Raw genomic sequence first — 19432 nt, forward strand, 5'->3', positions numbered from 1 at the left:
TGATCGTGCCGCCGATGGTGGGACCCGTCGCGCCACGACTTTCCTTGGGGGAGATTCCGATGAAGATTTCGCGCCGTGCCGTATCGTTCGGCGGGATGGGCCTGCTTGCCGCAAGCACCCTGCCTGCCCGTGCCTTCGATCTTCCGATCACCGACCCTTTCGAGGGGGACGGCGACTTCTGGACGGCTGTCGAGGCCTATATCTACGGCTATCCGCTCGTGACTATGGAAATGACGCGACGCGTCGTCACGAACGTCGAAAAGCCCGAGGGCAGCAAGGGGCCGATGGGGCACATCATCAAGCTGCGCGAGTATCCGGACGCCTCGTTCACCGCCGTCACCGCGCCGAACGCCGACACGCTCTACACCACCGCCTTCATCGACGTCGGCGCGGAACCATGGGTGTTCTCCTTCCCCGAGATGAAGGACGACCGCTACTTCCTGTTTCCGATGCTGGACGGCTGGACGACGGTGTTCCAGGTGCCGGGATCGCGCACGACCGGGCAGGGCGGGCAAGTCGTGGCGATCACCGGCCCGGGCTGGGAGGGCACGCTTCCCGACGGCGTCGTCGAATACAAGTCGCCGACGAGCCTCGTCTGGATCCTGGGGCGCATCTACTGCACCGGCACGCCTGATGACTACAAGGCCGTACACGCCATCCAGGACGAATGCACGCTCTGCCCGCTCAGCGCCCATGGCAAGCCGTGGACCCCGCCGCCGGGCAAGGTCGACCCAAGCATCGACATGAAGACCGCGGTGCGCGACCAGGTCAACCGCATGGACGCCGTCGAATACTTCACGCTTCTGGGCGAGCTGATGAAGACCAATCCGCCGACGGCCGCCGATGCGGAGATGGTGGAGAAGATGGCGCGGGTCGGCCTCGTGCCCGGCCAGGATTTCGACAAGAGCAAGCTCGACACGCGCTTCGTCCGGCAGATCCCCGAGATCGCCGTCGGCCGCATCATGCTGCATTTCAAGTTCTCCGACGGCGACCTGAAGAACATCAACGGCTGGGGCTTCACCACCAAGACCGGCGTCTACGGCACCGACTACCTCCAGCGTGCGCTGGTCACGGCGATCGGGCTTGGGGCCAACCGGCCACAGGATGCTGTCTACCCGACCTCGACGAAGATGAAGGAGGGGCTGTTCGGGCGGGCCTATGACGGGGCCAACAAGTACGTGATCACCTTCCCGAAGGGGCAGATGCCGCCGGTCCGCGGCTTCTGGTCGATCACCATGTACAACGACAAGTATTTCTTCGTCGAAAATCCGATCAACCGTTATTCGATCAGCGCGCGGCAAAATCTCAAGGCCAATCCCGACGGCTCCATCGACCTCCATATCCAACACCAGTCTCCGGGGGCCGACAAGGAAGAGAACTGGCTGCCGGCGCCGGCGGGCAAGTTCGTGCTGATGATGCGGCTCTACTGGCCCGACGACAGCCCGCCGTCGATCCTGGACGGCTCATGGGTGATCCCGCCCGTGCGCAAGGTCTGAGCGACCCGCCCATTCCGCCCCGTATCGACCGTCCGCGCCGCGGTGAACCGCCGGCGCGGCTTTCCGTTCGACCAGCGGTTGCTTTCTTTCGTTGTGTGCGCTACCGTTCATTTGTTGCATCGCAGCAAATGGGCCTTCCGTTGTCGCGACCCATTGCTGTCGCCGGGGCGGGGGCCGCGCCTTCAAACGGAGAAGCCCGATGAGTTCAAGCATCCTCAACGCCCTCGGCAAGCCGCTTGCCTATAGCGGCGCATCGACCGCCTGGTTTTCCGCCGTCGGTTCCGGACCGGTCCTCGACGGCACGGCCGGCAACGATTCCATCTGGGGCAGCGCCGGCGTGGCGGTAACGATGAACGGAGGGACGGGCGACGACATCTACTATCTCTACTCCGCGCCCAATGTCGCCTACGAGGCGGCGGGCGAGGGGATCGACACGATCTCCACCTGGATGAGCTACGCGCTGCCCGCGAATTTCGAGAACCTGGAGGTGACCGGCGACGGCCGCTACGGCTTCGGCAATGGGCTCGACAACATCATCACCGGCGGCGCCGGATCGCAGACACTCTACGGCGGGCGCGGCAACGACGTGCTGATCGGCGGCGGCGGCGCGGATATCTTCCTTCTCGAGAAGGGGACCGGCAGCGACCTGATCGCCGATTTCGGCGCCGACGACACGGTGCGGCTGAAGGGCTACGGGATCAAGTCCTTCGAGCAGGTGCAGGCGCGACTGACGCAGAAGGGAGACAACCTGCATCTCGACCTCGGCGGCGGCGAGAAGCTGGTCTTCGCCAATACCACCGCCGACGACTTGCGCACCGACCAGTTCGACCTGTCGATCGACAAGTCGAACATGACGCAGAGCTTCTTCGACAATTTCTCCACGCTCTGGCTGCACAACGGTAAGAGCGGCATCTGGGAGGGGAAATTTCCCTGGGCGCCGGAGAGCGGCGGGACGCTGCACACCAACGGCGAACTGCAATGGTACGTCAACCCCGCCTACGGGCCGACCAAGTCGCTCAATCCCTTCTCCGTGCAGAACGGCATCCTGACGATCACCGCCCAGCGGACGCCTGACGACATGAAGTCCGCCGTGTCCGGCTACGACTACACCTCCGGCATTCTGACGACGCATGCCTCCTTCTCCCAGACCTACGGCTATTTCGAGGTCCGCGCCGACATGCCCGACGACCAGGGCGCCTGGCCGGCCTTCTGGCTCCTGCCGGAGGACGGCACCTGGCCGCCGGAACTGGACGTGGTCGAGATGCGCGGGCAGGAGCCGAACACGATCCACACGACCGTCCACTCGATGGAGACCGGTTCGCGCACGAGCGAGACGACCGCCACCTCCGTGCCGAGCACCGACGGGTTTCACAACTACGGCCTGCTGTGGACGGAGGACGAGCTCGTCTGGTACTTCGACGACGTCGAGATCGCCCGCGAGAAGACACCGGCCGACATGCACGACCCGATGTACATGGTCCTCAACCTCGCCGTCGGCGGCACGGCCGGGACGCCGTCGAGCGACTTCGACGACGGCGCGCAGATGAAAATCGACTATGTGCGCGCCTATTCGCTTGATGCGGACTGGTCCATGTGACATCGCCTTGCCTTGAAATCACCGCCTGGACAACCAAACTGACCGGATGGTGAGCGTGCGCCGCAGACTTCGGACTTCTCCGGACCGGCGCGCGCAGCGAAGGCTGATGGCTCAGGTGGCAAGGCAGGGCGAAAAGAAGCGGGTGAAGGAGCTGAGCTGGGGCGCGATCGTCTCGGTGCTGCTGCATGCCGCCGTGGCGATCGCCCTGCTCATCCACCTGCCGCCCTACGAGCCGCCGGCGCCGGAGGAGGAAAGCGTCAGCGTGGAACTCGTCCCGCCGCCGGAAGAGGAGCCGCAACCGGAAGAAGAACCGCCGCCGGAAGAGCAGGCCGAGGCGGAACCGCCGCCGCCGGAAGAGGAACCGCCTCCGCCGCCACCGCCGGAGGAGCAGACGCCTGCCGAAGAGCAGGGCGCCGAGGCCCCGCCGCCGCCACCACCGCCGCCACCGGAACCGGAAGAGCAACAGGCCGAAGAACAGCCCCCGGAAGAGGCACAGGAGCCGCCGCCGGAAGAGGCGCAGCAGCAGGAGGCCGAGCAGCAACAGGACCAGGCCGGGGCGGGACTTCCCGACCAGGGGCCGCTTCCCGTGCTGCGGCCGGTGCTGGAGTTCGGCGACGAGGATACGGGGCCGCGCGTCGACGTCAGCGAACTGGCCCGGGGCGGCGTTGCGCCTGACGCGCCGGCCGAGGGCGAGGCGGAGACATCGGAGGCGGCAGCCGCCGAAGAGGCGGGCGAGCCTGCGGATGCCTCCGCCATGCCCGATCCGCAGGCGGTCACGGAGCCGGAGACGGATACGGAGGAAGGCGTGCCGACCGCGCTCGCGGATGGCGCGCCGTCTGCCGGCGAGGAGGCGAAGACGCCTGCGCAGGAGACCGAGACGGCGGAGGTCGACGCGGCTTCCGCCCAGACTGAGGCTGCCCACGAGCCGCTGACCGAGGCCAAGCGCATCTATTCCGACAACGATACCGGCGGCACGATCGCGCAGACGGCGATGGGCGACATTCCGCGCAGCGTGCGCATCGAACAGCTGTGCAGCACCGAGCTTCTGGCGCAGCTCCGGAACGGCTCGCCCTCCTACAATCCGGAGCTTCTGCCCTCCTATCGCCTGCAGCAGGGCACCGTGCTCGACATCCGGCGTGCGGCGTTTCGCGCCAATACCCGCTGGTACAACCTGGCCTTCCGTTGCGAGGTGGATCAGGACGCCAGGCGCGTGGTTTCCTTCGCCTTCGACATCGGCTCGGAGGTCCCGCGGAACGAATGGAAAAGCCGGGGTTTCCCCTCGCTCTGAAGCCGCGGCGAGCCTCGCTCGCGAGGCCCCGTCTTTCTTGTTGGGGCAACGGCGCAGGCGTATAATCCGGATGGGCTGAGGGCAGGTTCGCCGCGTCGCGGACGCGAGCAGGGGAGGTCTGCCATGACCATGTACATCATGCTGATCAACTGGACGGAACAGGGCGTGAAGAACGTGCGCGAGTCGCCGAAGCGGCTCGATATCGCCAAGAAGGTTCTTGGCGACATGGGGGGCTCGTTCAAGGATTTCTATCTGACCATGGGCGAACACGACATGGTCGCCGTCTGCGAGGCGCCGGACGACGCCGTCATCGCCCGCTTCTGCCTGACGCTCGGGCAGGGCGGCAATGTCCGTACAAAGACGCTCAAGGCCTTCCCCGAAAAGGCCTACAGGGAACTGATCGCGACGCTCGGATAGCCGCGCCGGGTCAATGGTGGCGCCGGGCCGCGACAATCGACCTCGGAAAAAAGAGAAGGCCGCCGGCGATGCCGGCGGCCTGGTCGTTTGAGCTGTGATTGTGGCGTCAGCCTGCCTTGCGCAGCGGAGCGGGCGCGGGGACCGGCTGGGTTGCTGGCTGGCCATGTGCCCGTGACTGCGCGGTCTTGAAGCCGCCGATCAGTTCGAGAAGGTCGCCGGTGTCGCCGGCAAGGACTTCTGCGGAGGCGGTGGTTTCCTCCGCCATGGCGGCGTTCTGCTGGGTGGCGGCGTCGAGCTGGTTGAGCGAGGACGAGATCGAGCGGAGCGTCGTGTCCTGCTCCTGGGCGCTGTGGGAGATCTTCGAGACGATCTCGTTGGCGCCGCCGATCTGCTGGGAGATGCGCTTCAGCGCCTCGCCGGCCTGGCCGACCAGCTGGACGCCCTGGTCGACCTGGGTCGACGAGCGGGCGATCTGGTCCTTGATCTCCTTGGCGGCGGCCGCCGAGCGCTGGGCCAGCTCGCGCACTTCCTGGGCGACGACGGCGAAGCCCTTGCCGCTCTCGCCGGCACGCGCGGCCTCGACGCCGGCGTTGAGCGCCAGAAGGTTGGTCTGGAAGGCGATGTCGTCAATCATGCCGATGATCTTGGAGATCTCGGCCGAGGACTGCTCGATGCCGCTCATCGCCTCGATGGCGCGGGCGACGACGGCGTCGCTCTCCCTGGCTTCGGCGCTGACCGCACCCACGCGGCTCGCAGCATCACGGGCGCCTTCGGCGGTCTGGCGCACGGCAACCGTCAACTCGTCGAGGGCGGCGGAGGTCTCTTCCAGGTTGGCGGCCTGGCGCTCGGTGCGCTGGGCCAGCTCGTTGGAAGCGCGGCGGATCTCTTCCTTGCTGACGCCGATGTCGATGCCCTTGAGGCTGACGCGGCCGACGGCTTCCTCGAGACGGGCGAGCGCGTCGTTGAAGTTGTCGCGCAGGCCGGCATATCGGGGGCCGAGATCGCCGCAGCGCACGGTGAGGTCGCCTTCGGCGAGCCGCTCCAGCGAGGCGCCGATGGTGGAGACGACATGGGCCTGCTGGCGGGCCTCGGCCTCCTGCTCGGAGGCGTGCTGCTGGCGTTCGCCCTCGAGCTCGCGCTGCTGTTCCTGCTGACGTACGGCCATGGCGTGGCGCTCGCGGACCTTCTCCTGCAGCGACCTGGTCGCCTTGGCCATCAGGCCGATCTCGTTGTTCAGCTCGGTGTGCGGGATGGCGATGTCGACGTCCTCGTCGGCAACCGCTTCGAGCGCGCCGTGGATCGCGGTCAGCGGACGGGAGATGCCGCGCACGACGACATAGGCGAGGATGAGGGCGACGACCGTGCCGACCATGCCGATCGCGAGCGCCTTGGCGATGGTGTAGTAAACCTCGGCGTCGAGGTCGTCCATGTAGAGGCCGGTGACGATGGCGATCTTCCAGGGCTTGAATTCCTCGGCATAGGCCGTCTTGCGGAAACCGTCGCCGTCCTCTCCGGGCTTCGGCCCGTAGAAGTCGGTGCGGCCGCCGCCGGCCTGGGCGAGCTTCACCAGTTCGTCGCGATAGGCGTAGCCCTGGCTGTCCGCCTTGCCCTTGAAATTCTGGCCGACGCGCTTCGGATCCGGGTGCAGCACCATGGTGACGTCTTCGTCATAGGCGAAGAAATAGCCGTCCGGCTTGAAGGCAAGCGCGCCGACCTGGGCGTAGGCCTGCTTCTGCGCTTCCTCGCGGGTCAGTTCGCCGGCGAGTTCCCTGTCGTGATAGGTCTTGAGCAGGGAGAGTGCCGTCTCGACCTCGGTGCGCAGCATCTCGTAGCGCTGCTGGTAGATCATCTGCGTGGTCGAGCGGAGCTGCAGGAAGGTGGCGACGGAGAAGGCGAGCATGAGCACGCCGATCAGCAGGAAAAGCTGGATGGGAATTCGAAGGTTCTTCATGGGAGGACGCCGAAATCGCGGCGCGGGCCGTCATGGGGCCGCCGCCAATGCCTGGAGATGTGAGGAGATCGGCGCCTCATGCTCCGACGGTTTGTCCGCCGCAAAAGCTAGCGCGCATAGTTTAACCAAGCGCTAAGGCTGGTCGCCCCGGCTCGTCGGGAAGCCGCGCATTTCCGGGACAAATGGACGCACCGCGCCTGCCGGGAGGAAGCCGGCGCCGGGGTTCCGGCGCCGGCAGTCTGTCGTGTGGCGCGCGTTACTTCGCCGGGACGATGTTGCCGCCTTCCCACTTGAACAGCGAGAAGCTCGGCGAGGTCAGGTCGCCGTTTTCGCCGTAGGTCAGCTGTCCGATCGCCGTCTGCACGGGTTCGCCGGCCTTCAGTGCTGCGGCGACGGCCATCGCATCGTCGGCGCTGCCGGCCTTCTCGATGCCGGCCTTGATGACCTCGACGGCGGCATAGGCGTTGAGCGTGAAGGCCTCGGGCGGGATGTTGGCGGCCTTCAGCACTTCCACCGCCTTGGCGGAGTCAGGGTTCTGCAGGGCGTCGATGGCGTTGGTGAAGATCGTGCCGGCCACGGCCTCGTTGCCGATCGCCCAGAGTTCGCTGTTGGAGAGCCCGTCGCCGCCGATGATCGTGGCGTTGACCGACATGTCGTGCAGCTGGCGTGCGAGCAGGCCGGCCTCGGGGTGGTAGCCGCCGAAGTAGATGATCTCCGCACCCTCGGCCTTCAGGCGGGTGACGAGCGCGCCGAAGTCCTTTTCGCCCGGGGTCACGCTCTCGTAGAGCACCTCGGTCACGCCGCCGGCATTGAGGCCGGCCTTGAAGGCGTCGGCCAGGCCCTTGCCGTAGGCGGCCTTGTCGTGGACGATCGCGATCTTCTTGTCCTTGAGGTTGGCGAGCACGAATTCGGCAGCGACGGAGGCCTGCTGGTCGTCGCGGCCGCAGGTGCGCAGCACGTTTGGCAGGCCGCGCGCCGTGAGGTCCGGGGCGGTGGCCGTCGGGGTGACCATCAGCACGCCGTTCTCGGCCAGCACGTCGGAGGCCGGGATCGCAACGCCGGAGGTGACCGGGCCGACCACGAAGCGGATGCCTTCGCCGACCAGCTGGTTGGCCGCCGACACGCCCTGCTTCGGTTCGCCCGCATCGTCGGCGAGCTTCAGCACGACATTTTCACCGAGGATGCCGCCGTTCTTGTTGATCTCGGCGACAGCCGCCTCGGCGCCCTTCTTGACCTGGTCGCCATAGGCTGCGACCGGGCCGGTGAGCGGCGCGATCACGCCGATGGTGATGTCGGCATAGGCCGCGCTGGACAGGAGCAGCGTCGCTGCAAACGTGGCGCCGGCGAGTGTCTTCAGTTTCATGGTTCATCTCCCTTGAGCAGATCCGACGGATCCCGATATCCGCGTGCCTCCCTTGCCGGAGGGCAGGGTTGCAGCGGAAGCCTCCAAGCGCACATGCGATTTTTTTGATCGAGATGGCGCTAATTTAAGCATGTTAACTAGGAAATGCGCCTGCTGCGCGCAACATAAATACGCAACCGCAATCGAATTATACACCATCCCTCGGAACGGCGCCGAAATCCGTCGCATCGGCAGGGCAAGGATCGGATCCCCGGGCCCCTCGGATGCACTCGCAGTTCGCCGAAAATGCCATTCGGATCATGGGGTTGCCGTCGATTGCGGAAAAAGCGATTCATGCAGTTCGAGCGATTTCCGAGATGCGGCCGGCTGCGGCTCTGTGCCGCAACCCCGCATTGCCTCGCGACGGTCGGCATGCCAATCTGCCGCGACAGGGCCGTGACAGGGCGGCAAGCAGGGGGCAGTTGATGGCGCATCGGTTCATTCTGAGGTTCTGGGGGTCGCTCTCGGTTCTCGGTCTTCTGCTCGGCGCGCTGTTCTTCGCCGGATCGCTGACGCCGAGCCTCCTGCCGCGCACCTTCCTGACGCAGGGCGTCCTGTCCGGCGTCTGCTTCGCGGTCGGATACGGCATCGGCGCGCTGGCAGCACTGGTCTGGGCCTATCTGGAACTGCCGATGCCGGCCGGTCGCTTCTGGCGCGGGGTAAAACTCCTGGCTGCCGCCGCATGCGTCGTCGTCGTGCTCGTGTTCCTCTGGCGGACGGCGGAATGGCAGAACTCGATCCGCACGCTGATGAAGCTCGCTCCGGTCGAGACCGGCCATCCGTTCAAGGTCGGGCTGATCGCGCTTGCCACCTTCGTCGTCGTGATCGTCTTCGCCCGCCTGTTCGCGCTGGCCTGGCGGCTCATTTCGCGGGCGCTGCTGCGCGTCGCTCCCCGCCGCGTCGCCAGCCTTGTCGGCGGCCTGATTGCGCTGGTGCTGTTCTGGACGGCCGTGGAGGGCGTTCTCTTCCGCTCGGCCCTGCATGCGATGGATTCCTCCCTTCGCAGGCTCGACGAGCTGATGGAGCCGGATACGCCGCAGCCGACCGACCCGCAGCGCACCGGCAGCGCCGCTTCTCTGGTCTCCTGGCCCGATCTCGGCCGGCGCGGGCGCGAATTCGTCGCCGGCATCACCCGGCCGGAGGAGATCTCGGCCCTGACCGGCCGGCCGGCAAAGGAGCCAGTGCGGGTCTATGCCGGCCTGAGCTCCGGCGAGGACGCGGAAGAGCGGGCGCATCTCGCCTTTCAGGAACTGATCCGCACCGGCGGGTTCTCGCGCAAGTACCTCGTCGTCATCGTCCCGACGGGGACGGGATGGATCGATCCGGAGGCGATGGGGCCGCTGGAATACCTGACCGACGGCGACGTCGCCTCCGTGGCGATCCAGTATTCCTACCTGTCGAGCTGGCTGTCGCTGCTGGTGGAGCCGAGCTACGGTTCCGATGCCGCGCGTGCGCTCTTCCGCCAGGTCTACGACCACTGGACGAAGCTGCCACGGGATGCCCGGCCGAAGCTCTATCTCTACGGTCTCAGCCTCGGTGCGCTGAGTTCGGAGCAGTCGACGGAGCTGTTCGAGGTGATCGGCGATCCCTACCAGGGCGCGCTCTGGGTCGGTCCTCCCTTCGAAAGCCGCATCTGGCGCCGCTTCACCGCCGGCCGCAACGCGGGAACGCCGGCCTGGCTGCCCCGCTTCGGCGACGGTTCCTATGTCCGCTTCACCAGCCAGAAGGATGCGCTCGGCGAGGCGACGGCGCCGTGGGGGCCGATGCGGCTCGTCTACCTCCAATATGCGAGCGATCCGGTGACCTTCTTCGACGAGGGCGCCTATCGCCGGCCGCCCGCCTGGATGGTCGGCCCGCGCGGCCCGGACGTGTCGCAGCAGTTGCGCTGGTATCCGCTGGTGACCTTCCTGCAACTCGGGCTCGACATGGCGATGGCGACGACGACGCCGATGGGCTTCGGCCATGTCTATGCCGGCGAGCATCACGTCGATCCGTGGATCGCCGTGCTCGGGCTCGAGGGGCAGTGGACGCCGGAAGTGGCCGGAAAGCTGAAGGAGGCGTTCCGCGCGGACCGGCCGCAGCCGTGACGGCCGGGCACATCTCGCAAGCGCACAGGATGTTCGCAATCGCGTAAAAACCAAACCTTAAACTTTACGATTTATCAATCTCTCGAAAATTGAGAGATCGAGCGATGCGTTGCGTTTTTGTCGTCGTCCTCACGATGATGCTAGTTGCCTGCGGAACCGTTCCGCGCCAGACCGACAATGCCTGCGCCGTTTTCGAGCAGCGCGACGGCCTGTTCGAGAACTGGGAGCGCGATGCCCGCCGGGTCGAGCGCGAATACGGCGTGCCCGTCGCCGTCCTGATGGCCACGGTCTATGCCGAGTCCGGCTATCGCCACAACGCCAAGCCGCCGCGCCGCAAGCTTCTGGGTTTCATCCCGTGGAAGCGCGTCTCTTCTGCCTATGGCTATTCGCAGGCGCTCGACGGCACCTGGGCCAGCTACAAGAAGCAGACCGGGCGGTGGATGGCCAAGCGCAACGATTTCGGCGACGCCATCCGCTTCATCGGCTGGTACCATCACCAGAGCCACCTGAAGAACGGCATTGCGCTCAACGACGCCTACCGGCTCTACATCGCCTACCACGAAGGTCACGCCGGCTATAAGCGCGGCCGGTGGAGCGCGCCCGCCAAGGCCGGCGCGAACCGCGCCTCGAAGATGGCGGCGCGCTACTCCACCCAGTTGCGCAACTGCAGCGCCTGGTAGACAGGCGCCCGCATTCTCCGGCCTGAGGGTGGCCACGCATTTTCTGCAGCCGCTGGCCACGGGCGCAAAGCATTGTATGCTGCGGCTCCCGGCATCGGTCGTTCAGCGATCGTAAGCGGCTGCAACCGATACAGGCAACCGGTACAGGCATCCGACACCTCCGCCACCCGTCCCGGCGCGCCGGGCATGGCCCGTGCCGATGCCGATCCGGCCGGGCGCGCAGCCGCCTTTGGCGACGTGCGGGCAAGGGGAGGGCGAGCAGGGCATCATGACACGCGCGCAGCAGGTCGGCGTCATCGTCGGGCTTGTCATCGTCACAGCGCTGACGCTGCTGCGGGCCAGCGATCCGCTGTTCTTCAGGCTGGCGCGGGAAACGGTGTTCGACGAGTACCAGAGGCTGGCGCCGCGGCCGTTCGAGGACGTGCCGGTCCGGGTGGTCGATATCGACGAGGCGTCGCTGAAGGTGCTGGGACAATGGCCGTGGCCGCGGGATCGGCTGGCGCGGCTGGTCGAGCGGCTCTCCGACATGGGGGTGGCCGCCATCGCCTTCGACATCCTCTTCTCCGAGCCCGACCGGCTGTCGCCGCGCTCGGTCGTGCGCGAGGTCGAGGGCGTGTCGCCCGAACTGCTGGGCCGGCTGCCGGACAATGATGCGGTCTTCGCGCGCAGTTTCGAGGGCCAGCCGGTCGTGCTCGGCTTCGGTATTTCCAACGACGGCCGTTTCCTGCCGCAGGTCAAGGCCGGCTTCGCCTTCACCGGCGAGCCCCCGTTCGGCGCGCCGCCGCAGATCCGGGCGGCGACGCCGCTTCTGCCCGAATTCGAACAGAACGCCACCGGCATCGGCCATATCAGCCTCGACCCGGGCAACCCGTCTTCGGTGGTGCGCACGATGCCGCTGCTTCTCAGCGACGGCCAGCAGCTGTACCCGAACCTGATGATGGAGGCGCTGCGCATCGCCCAGGGGGCTTCGACCTATGTCCTTGCCAACGCGCCGGACCGGGCCGATACGATCATGATGGTGAAGGTCGGCGCCTTCGTCATTCCGGTGACGGCCGCCGGCGAGATGTGGCTCTACGTTACCCCCGACCGGGCGGAGCGCTATGTGTCGGCGGCGAAGGTGCTCGCCGAGGGCGGCCCGCCCGACGAGGTGCGCGCGGCGCTGCAGGGCGCTATCGTCTTCGTCGGCACCTCGGCGGCCGGCCTGCAGGATATCCGCACCACCGCGCTCGGCCAGCACGTCCCGGGCGTGTCGATCCATGCCCAGGCGGCCGAGCAGGTGCTGACGGGCCGGTTCCTGTCGCGGCCCGACTGGGCCGACGGGCTGGAGATCGTGTCGATTGCGCTTGCGGGGATCCTGATCGTCCAGCTGACGATGGCCTTCAGCCCGGCCATCGCGCTCGCCTTCGGCCTGCTGGTGACGGTCGCAGCACTCGGGGCCTCCTGGATCGCCTTTCTCTATGCCGGGCTGCTTCTCGATCCGCTCGCCCCGATCGTCTGCGGCACGATCACGCACTTCGCCGTCACCGCCTTCCGGATCCTTGTCATCGACCGGGAGCGCCGCGAGGTCCGCCGCGCCTTCGGCAAGTATCTCTCGCCGGAGCTCCTCCATCGCGTCGAGCACACCCGCGACGCCCTGCAGCTCGGCGGCGACGAGCGCCAGCTGACCGTGATGTTCGTCGACGTGCGCGACTTCACCGCCATCAGCGAGCACCGCTCGCCCAAGGAGGTGGTGGCATTCCTGAACCTGCTGCTCGACGCGCTGAGTCGCGACGTCATCGCCCATGAGGGCATGCTCGACAAGTTCATCGGCGATTCCATCATGGCTTTCTGGAACGCGCCCGTCGACGTCGCCGACCATGGCGCAAAGGCGGTGCGCGCCGCCCTTGCCATGCGCCGGACGCTCGCGCGCCTCAATGCGCGGGACGCCTTCGGCTTCGGCGGGCAGAAGGTGGCGATCGGCGTCGGCATCCATACCGGGCTCGCCTGCGTCGGCAACATGGGCGCGGAGGTGCATTTCAACTATTCGGCCGTAGGCGACACGGTCAACATCGCCGCCCGGATCGAAGCCGCCAGCAAGGAGGTGGGCTACGACGTGCTCATCTCCGACAGCACGGCGCGCGGCCTGTCCGGCATGGCGCTGCTGGAGGCCGGCGGGCTGGCGCTGCGGGGGCGGCAGTCGCGCACGCAGATCCTCGCGGTGGTGGGCGACGAGCAGGTGGCGGCCACCGGCGCGTTCACCGAACTGAGCGCACTCCACGCGCGCCTCGTCGAGGCGCTGCGCGCCCGGTCCGGCAGGGCCCGCGACCTCGTCCGTATTGCCCGGCAGAAGGCAACGGCGATCGACGCGGCGCTGCCGGAATTCTACCGCCGCATGGGCCGCCGCGGGGAGCATTTCCAGCGCGAACTGGAAGACCCGCCGGACGTTGCCGCGAAATAGCGAGCGCGTTGCCGACGCGTGCATCCTGTGCGATGATGCATGCATGAGGGGAGGTGTCTCATGGCTTCACAATTCGTAGACGAAATAGACGCCGCGGTCATCCGGCTGATCGAGCGTCGCCGAAGCATCGTTCGGCAGATCGGAAACGACCCCGGCCTGCTCGAAGCGCTTGCCGGCATCCAGGGCGCATTTGCCGACCTGCGACTGGCGCGCGACCAGGAGATGGCGCTGCAGCATGTCGAGCCGTCGCCGAAGACGAAAAGCAAGGCCGGCCAGGCAAAATGAAGCTGCCGGCTGCGGTTTCTGACGATCTGCGCCCGCTCAGTCGAAATCCGGGCGGTCGCGGCCGGGGCTGTCCCGGCCGGGCGTTCCCGGGCCGCCGCCGTCGCGATCCGGCCGATCTCGGTCGGGCCTGTCGCGGCCCGGCCGGTCGCGATCGGAGGGTTCGCGTCCCGGCCGATCCCTGTCCGGCCTTTCCCTGTCCGGCCGGTCGAAGCCCGGTCTGTCGCGGTCCGGCTTGACGCGGCCGGGTGTGTCGAAATCGGCCTTGTCCCTGCCGCGCGTTTCGCGGTCCGGCCGGTCCCAGCTCGGCCGTTCCACCTTCTTGCGCTTGTCGGGCGGCGGCGTGGGGGCAGGCTGACGCGGGGGCCGCTCCTGTCGCTCCTGCCGTGGCTGTATCGCCGCTTCGAGCCGGCAGGCGCCGTCCTGGAAGCCGCCGGCGAGCTGCTGGTGGCCGGAGAGGAAGGGCAGGGCCCTGGCGTTGCCGACCTGCTGCAGGATGCTGCGGTCGACGCGCCGGACATTGGTCATGCCGCCGCCCGGCGTCGCGATGACGCAATCGCAGCGCCGCACCAGCTGACGGCATCCGCCGCGGCCGCAAAACGAGGCGGAGCCGTTCAGCAGCACCATCGCCGTGGTCCCGTCGGGGCCGACGTAGAAATCGAAGGCGGTGCCGCGCACGCCGATCGTGCCGGCCGGCGTGACGATCTCGTAAGCGTTGCTCTTCGACTTGCCGCTGACCCAGCGGAACGTGCCCCTGGCGGTATTCAGCGTCAGCTTCTTCAGCGAATTGCCGTCGTCGAAGACGAAGCGGTCGATCACGACCGAGGAACCCCAGCCGACCGCGAGCCGGGTGCCGTCGCGAAAGACGAACTGGCCGAGGCCGGAGCGGGAGGTGCGGATGCGCTCGTCGCGGTGGACGGGGTCACGGACCACCATCTCCTGGCCGTCGCCGGTGACGCTGGTGCGGATATGCGATGCCTGGCCGATGACCTCGGCGGCGGGTGCCATAGGCGCGCAGAAGAGCATCGCCGATCCGGCGAGGGCGATCGCAACGCGCTGCAACTCCGACATCCGCGCCTCCCGGTGCATCCAGACTGACCGAGCCGGCAAAGATTATATCAGTGAAGTCTAATTGTCTCTCCGGCAATGGTGGTAGGCGGTCGTACCGCAGTTGTCCGGCGGTCGGGGCGGGCGTATCCTTGCTGTTGCCCAAGGACCACAGCCGGACCGGCCATCCCCGCGGCCCTCGTTGCCGTCCATGACGTAGTCGCCGCGGGACGATATCGAAAAACCGGTCGGGCTCCCTCGTCCTGCGGGGACCGCGCATCGGCGCGGCGGACAGGGCACGCGTTTGAGTTGCCCGTTGGGAGGTATCCATGCCATATGTCGATGGTATCCTGATTGCCGTTCCGAAACAGAAGCTTGACGACTACAAGGCGCTGGCGGACCTCGCCGGGCCGATCTGGATAGAGCATGGCGCGCTCACCTATGTCGAGTGCGTCGGCGACGACGTGCCCTACGGCAAGCTCACGTCCTTTCCCCGTGCGGTCCATGCCAAGGACGACGAGGTGGTGATCTTCTCGTGGGTGACCTATGACAGCCGCGAGATGCGCGACGCCGTCGTCGCCAAGGTGATGGACGACCCGCGCCTTGCCGGAGACCAATGGCGGGACATATTCGACGGCAAGCGCATGATCTATGGCGGCTTCCAGAGCTTCCTGGCCCTGTGAGTGCCACCTTGCATCCGGCCCTTCGTCTCCATGGCGGCCGGGCCGGATGCAAGCCTTTGAAGAGAGTTCGACGCCAACGGGGGACAGGGTGCCGCAGACGAGAATTTCCATAGCGACGAGGGGCCAGGGGCTCTACGAATTCACCGCGCAGGCGGCCGCCTTCGTGCGCGAGAACCACGTGGAGGAAGGGCTTCTGACGGTGTTCGTCCGCCACACCTCCTGCTCGATCCTCATCCAGGAGAACGCCGATCCCGACGTGCGCCGCGACCTTGCCGCCTTCTTCCGCCGGCTGGTGCCGCCGTCCGACGATCCGTCCATGCGCTGGATTGTCCATACGTTGGAGGGGCCGGACGACATGCCGGCCCATATCAAGGCGGCGCTCAACCAGGTCTCGATCGGCATTCCGGTGGCGGATGGCCGGCTTGTGCTCGGCACCTGGCAGGGGCTCTACCTGTTCGAGCATCGCGACCGTCCGCACGACCGCGAGATCGTCCTGCATCTGGGGCCGTGAAAGCGAATTGCGGAACTCCCGGGCCGGCCGCGCATTGCTGCTGGCAGGAAGCGAGACAGGAAAGGAACCACGTCATGCAGGATGCAGCAGCCATCGCAACGGATCTCGTTGCAGCCCTGAATGCGCGCGACTATGCGGCGATCGCAGCGCTCTGCGACGAGGACGTGGCGATCTCCGGGCTCGGCGCGGGAAGCGATCAGGGCCGGGAGGCTCTGCGCGACCGGCTCGCCCGCCATTTCGCGGCGCTGGACGAGAGCTTCGGCGACGCCGTGGTCATGCAGGCGGCCGGCGGTTCGCCCGTCGCGATCCGCGTGACGGCGCGGGGCCGGGACGCTTCGGCAGCGTCCTATTCGATGGAGAAGGTGCTGCTCGTCGAGATCGACGGCGGCAGGATATCGCGCCTTTCGCTGTTTTCGGACGCCGGGGCCGGCAGATAATGGCTCCGTGAAAGGGCTGGCCGGTTGGGAATCGCTGCGGCTGCCGTAGTCTCCCGGGCAGGATCGACGGCTGAACGATGGCTGAACGCGCGGTTCCGCTATCGTTCAGCCCGGCATGGATAGGGTGCTCTCATTGAAACCCGCGACGGACGATGCCCTGCAGCACTCGACGGCGCATTCGATGGAGCGCAACCGATGCCGAACCTCTCTGGAAAATCCTCGTCTGCAAAGTCCCTTCTTGGAAAGGCGGTGGCCATCGCCCTGCTTGCGGTCGCCGGCCTGTCCGCCGCAGCCCCTGCCGCTTCGGCGGGCGGGCTGGATATCCGCATCGAGACGGTCGGTTACCGGGACGGCTACTATGGCCGTGGCCCGGACCGTCACGACCGCCGGCATGACCGCTGGGACGACCGTCGCGGCCGTTGCGCACCCTGGGTCGCCGTCGACAAGGCCCGCAGCCACGGCCTTCGCGGCGCCCGCGTCGCCGCCGTCAACCATCGCCGCGTCGTGGTCGAGGGCTGGCGCCACCATCGCTACACGCAGATCGCCTTCGCCAACGTCGCCCGCTGCCCGACGCTCTGGCGTTGAGGCGGGGACGGGACGTCGGCCGGTCATCCTTGCCGGCCTGAAGCCCTGAAACGGAAAAGGCGGCGCCACCCGGCGCCGCCTTCGCATATCAACACGTTCGCTCGTGTCGGGATCTCTCCTTCTTTCGTCACCTCGGACCTGGCCGGAGGCCAGTCGCTGGTCTCCCGGCTCCTTCTACCGACGCTGTCGATCTGCTATCGGTTCCTCGGCTCTCGCCGGCTGCGACCGGCGCGGCCTCACGGCAAAGTCTTTGGCATTGCGGGATGGGCTTCGGACGGCGAGCGGCCCGGGAGACCCCGTCACCCGGCCGGTCGGTACCCGCGGCAGCGATCAACGCGTGCGTCCTGGCGCTGCGGACACGTTCCGCAGGAAGGGGATGCCATCGAGGGTGCCGTCTTGGCAGGCGCCCTCGCATGCGAAGTCATGCCTCGGCCGGAAGGTCATGGTGACGGTGACGGAGCAGCTGTTCTCTCCGGCTGCGACCGGAGCAGTCTGGCGGCAAAGTCCTTGGCCATCGCAGGATGGGCTGCGGACGGCGAGCGGCCCGGAAGATCCCGCCACCCGGCCGATCGATGCCGCCGGCAGCGGTCAACGCGTTCGTCCGGGCGCTGCGGACACGCTCCACAGGGAGGGGATGCCATCGAGGGCGCCGTTTGGCGGGCGCCCTCGCAGCGTGAAGTCAGTTCTTCAATTCGAAGGTCATGGTGACGGTGACGGAGTAGCTGTTCTCTCCGGCTGCGACCGGCACGGCCTCGGGGGCGAAGTCCTTGGCCATCGCGGCGCGCATCATCGGCATGGGCTGCGCGCGATAGGAGGTCTCGGAGATCTCCAGCACCTTGCCGATATCGATGCCGGCGGCGGATGTCAGTTCGCGCGCGCGGGCGATGCCGTCTTCCACGGCCTTCTTGCGCGCCTCGCTGATGGCGGCTTCCGGCTTGTCGTTGGTGAAGCGGATGCCGCCGCTCTGGTTGACGCCGAGCGTCACGGTCTGGTCGAGGATGGTGCCGAGTTTCGCGAGGTCGCGAATGCGCACCGACAGCATGTTGGAGACCTGGAAGCCGACCAGCACGGGCGGCTTGTTCTCGTTCCCGTCGCCCTGCGGGAACTGGTACTGCGGGTTGATGACGAAGCCGGAGGTCTGCAGGTCGCGCTCGGCGATGCCGGCGTCCTTCAGCGCCTTCATCACTTCGGCCATGGCCGCATTGTTGGCGTCCAGCGCCTCGCGGGCGGTCTTGCCGTCCTTGACGACGCCGAGATCGACGACCGCCATATCGGGGGCGACATCGGCGCGGCCTTCGCCGGTCACCGTGATCACGGGCTCGCGCGGCCGCGTCTCCTGCGCAAGCACCGGTACGGCTGCTGCCGCCGTCAGTGCCGCTGCCAGCGCGGTGGCGGCCAGCGCACGCGAAAATCCTACTCGAAGCATAAGGGGTCTCCCACTGGTTGTCCTCGCACGTTTCATCCAGTGCGATTGTGTAAGCATTGCGGCGGCGCTTGTCGGCCGCGACGATTTCGTCTAGACGAAATTCCCCGGGGCCGCCATTGACCCCGAGCCGCCACGGCGGCAGGGCCTGTAGCTCAATGGTTAGAGCCGGCGGCTCATAACCGCTTGGTTGGGGGTTCGAGTCCCTCCGGGCCCACCACTCAATTCTTAATTGTCTGATTTTGTTGAGTTTTTCGCCTTTACTCCCGCACCGAGATTAGGGTGCGGGGAAATTTTGCTCACGATCTGTTCCTCGACCAGCCGCGACGAAGCCTTGCCGAGATGCGCTCGATCGGCTCCCTTGGTGTAGATTTCGGCCTGTTTAACCGTGACCCAACCGAATTGCGCCATCAATTGATGACTCGTTGCGCCCGCCTCTGCGGCGAGGGTGGCACTGAATTTCCGCAGTCCGTGGGCGCTCTTTTGAACACCCGCCGCCCTGCATGTATCGCGGAACCAATTGCCGAAGGACTCTTTCGTCATCGGGAGGCCTTTTTTGCCAACGATGAATGCCAGGTCTCCGGTTTGAGTTTGCTCGATGAGGTCAAGAATTCGCGGCGAAAACTCGATCGTCACTTGCGTGTTCGTTTTCTTAGTGCTGATCTTCAAGACGTCGGCGGTCATATGCTGGCGTCCAGCACGGACGGCGTCCGACCTTCTCAGGCCTGACGCTACGATGAGTTCAAATGCCAGTCGTTCTCGGGTCCCCAGAGGCCAATGGCTAATGAATTTTTCGACGTCTTCGATTGTCCAAATCGGAAAGCCATCAGTGCTCAGAGGTTTCAATCGTTTGACACCAATGGTGGGATTTGCGCTGACGTGGCTGTTGTCCACTCCCCAATTAAAAAGGGCTGACAGCGCCTTCTTGAAATTGTTAGCAAGTGATGGCGTCGTTTTTCTGCGCTCCAAAGCCTTCTGGACGTCGGCTGTCAATCGGCATCGAAACGGGCCCCCCTATCGGCTCCCAAAAGGGACCCCTGCCTCTGGTTGCATCGGGTCAGCGCGCGTAGGCCCGGAGCTCTCCATTTAGCGCAGGGGCCTGCGGGCGC

At 66.7% G+C, this 19432-nt stretch carries 17 protein-coding genes and 1 tRNA gene; 13 read left to right on the plus strand and 5 right to left on the minus strand.

Going from position 1 to position 19432, the window contains the following annotated elements:
* Positions 1-59: 59 nt before the first annotated feature.
* The 4 genes from LQK81_RS20305 to LQK81_RS20320 all read left to right on the plus strand — a co-directional run bounded on the left by LQK81_RS20305 (position 60) and on the right by LQK81_RS20320 (position 4798).
* Complete coding sequence (locus LQK81_RS20305; protein ID WP_230808199.1) at positions 60-1496, plus strand: DUF1254 domain-containing protein; 1437 nt, start codon at positions 60-62, stop codon at positions 1494-1496.
* A 199-nt stretch (positions 1497-1695) separates the two neighbouring features.
* The gene (locus LQK81_RS20310) at positions 1696-3093 is read left to right on the plus strand and encodes a family 16 glycosylhydrolase (RefSeq protein WP_230808200.1); all 1398 of its coding nucleotides are present in this window, start codon (positions 1696-1698) and stop codon (positions 3091-3093) included.
* 106 nt (positions 3094-3199) lie between these two features.
* On the plus strand, positions 3200-4381 hold the full coding sequence (locus LQK81_RS20315; RefSeq protein WP_230808201.1) for a DUF930 domain-containing protein: 1182 nt from the start codon (positions 3200-3202) through the stop codon (positions 4379-4381).
* A 123-nt stretch (positions 4382-4504) separates the two neighbouring features.
* Positions 4505-4798 (plus strand): GYD domain-containing protein, encoded by a 294-nt coding sequence (locus LQK81_RS20320; RefSeq protein ID WP_230808202.1) that lies wholly within the window; start codon positions 4505-4507, stop codon positions 4796-4798.
* 106 nt (positions 4799-4904) lie between these two features.
* Here LQK81_RS20320 and LQK81_RS20325 read toward each other — a convergent pair whose 3' ends face one another.
* Together LQK81_RS20325 and LQK81_RS20330 are read right to left on the minus strand one after the other, a co-directional pair.
* The gene (locus LQK81_RS20325) at positions 4905-6749 is read right to left on the minus strand and encodes a methyl-accepting chemotaxis protein (RefSeq protein WP_230808203.1); all 1845 of its coding nucleotides are present in this window, start codon (positions 6747-6749) and stop codon (positions 4905-4907) included.
* 256 nt (positions 6750-7005) lie between these two features.
* Positions 7006-8112: a branched-chain amino acid ABC transporter substrate-binding protein gene (locus tag LQK81_RS20330; RefSeq protein WP_230808204.1), complete on the minus strand. Its 1107-nt coding sequence runs from the start codon at positions 8110-8112 to the stop codon at positions 7006-7008.
* A 464-nt stretch (positions 8113-8576) separates the two neighbouring features.
* On the opposite strand from LQK81_RS20330, the gene LQK81_RS20335 reads away from it, so the two are divergent.
* From LQK81_RS20335 to LQK81_RS20350, 4 genes are all read left to right on the plus strand, one after another.
* Entirely contained in the window at positions 8577-10238 is a 1662-nt protein-coding gene (locus LQK81_RS20335) for an alpha/beta hydrolase (protein ID WP_230808205.1), read from the plus strand.
* 104 nt (positions 10239-10342) lie between these two features.
* Entirely contained in the window at positions 10343-10918 is a 576-nt protein-coding gene (locus tag LQK81_RS20340; RefSeq protein ID WP_230808206.1) for a transglycosylase SLT domain-containing protein, read from the plus strand.
* Positions 10919-11186: 268 nt separating this feature from the next.
* The gene (locus LQK81_RS20345; protein ID WP_230808207.1) at positions 11187-13355 is read left to right on the plus strand and encodes a CHASE2 domain-containing protein; all 2169 of its coding nucleotides are present in this window, start codon (positions 11187-11189) and stop codon (positions 13353-13355) included.
* Positions 13356-13415: 60 nt separating this feature from the next.
* Positions 13416-13640: a hypothetical protein gene (locus LQK81_RS20350; protein ID WP_230808208.1), complete on the plus strand. Its 225-nt coding sequence runs from the start codon at positions 13416-13418 to the stop codon at positions 13638-13640.
* 36 nt (positions 13641-13676) lie between these two features.
* Here the strand turns inward: LQK81_RS20350 and LQK81_RS20355 are convergent, their stop codons facing one another.
* A complete protein-coding gene (locus LQK81_RS20355; protein ID WP_230808209.1) occupies positions 13677-14708 on the minus strand; it encodes a FecR family protein in 1032 nt (343 codons plus the stop codon).
* A gap of 305 nt (positions 14709-15013) precedes the next feature.
* On the opposite strand from LQK81_RS20355, the gene LQK81_RS20360 reads away from it, so the two are divergent.
* From LQK81_RS20360 to LQK81_RS20375, 4 genes are all read left to right on the plus strand, one after another.
* Positions 15014-15367 (plus strand): DUF1428 domain-containing protein, encoded by a 354-nt coding sequence (locus tag LQK81_RS20360; protein WP_230808210.1) that lies wholly within the window; start codon positions 15014-15016, stop codon positions 15365-15367.
* Between the two features lie 88 nt (positions 15368-15455).
* Positions 15456-15878: a secondary thiamine-phosphate synthase enzyme YjbQ gene (locus tag LQK81_RS20365; RefSeq protein WP_230808211.1), complete on the plus strand. Its 423-nt coding sequence runs from the start codon at positions 15456-15458 to the stop codon at positions 15876-15878.
* A gap of 74 nt (positions 15879-15952) precedes the next feature.
* Positions 15953-16315, plus strand: coding sequence for a nuclear transport factor 2 family protein (locus LQK81_RS20370; protein WP_230808212.1), 363 nt, complete (start codon positions 15953-15955; stop codon positions 16313-16315).
* 249 nt (positions 16316-16564) lie between these two features.
* Positions 16565-16900, plus strand: a complete 336-nt coding sequence (locus LQK81_RS20375) for a hypothetical protein (protein WP_230808213.1) — start codon at positions 16565-16567, stop codon at positions 16898-16900.
* Positions 16901-17579: 679 nt separating this feature from the next.
* Here LQK81_RS20375 and LQK81_RS20380 read toward each other — a convergent pair.
* Positions 17580-18326, minus strand: coding sequence for an SIMPL domain-containing protein (locus LQK81_RS20380; protein WP_230808214.1), 747 nt, complete (start codon positions 18324-18326; stop codon positions 17580-17582).
* A 141-nt stretch (positions 18327-18467) separates the two neighbouring features.
* Here LQK81_RS20380 and LQK81_RS20385 point away from each other — a divergent pair.
* A tRNA-Ile gene (locus LQK81_RS20385) sits at positions 18468-18543 on the plus strand.
* 8 nt (positions 18544-18551) lie between these two features.
* On the opposite strand, the gene LQK81_RS20390 is transcribed toward LQK81_RS20385, so the two are convergent.
* Entirely contained in the window at positions 18552-19316 is a 765-nt protein-coding gene (locus LQK81_RS20390; protein ID WP_230808215.1) for a tyrosine-type recombinase/integrase, read from the minus strand.
* Between the last annotated feature and the right edge of the window lie 116 nt (positions 19317-19432).

This window comes from Rhizobium sp. GN54, assembly GCF_021026345.1.
GTDB lineage: Bacteria > Pseudomonadota > Alphaproteobacteria > Rhizobiales > Rhizobiaceae > Mycoplana.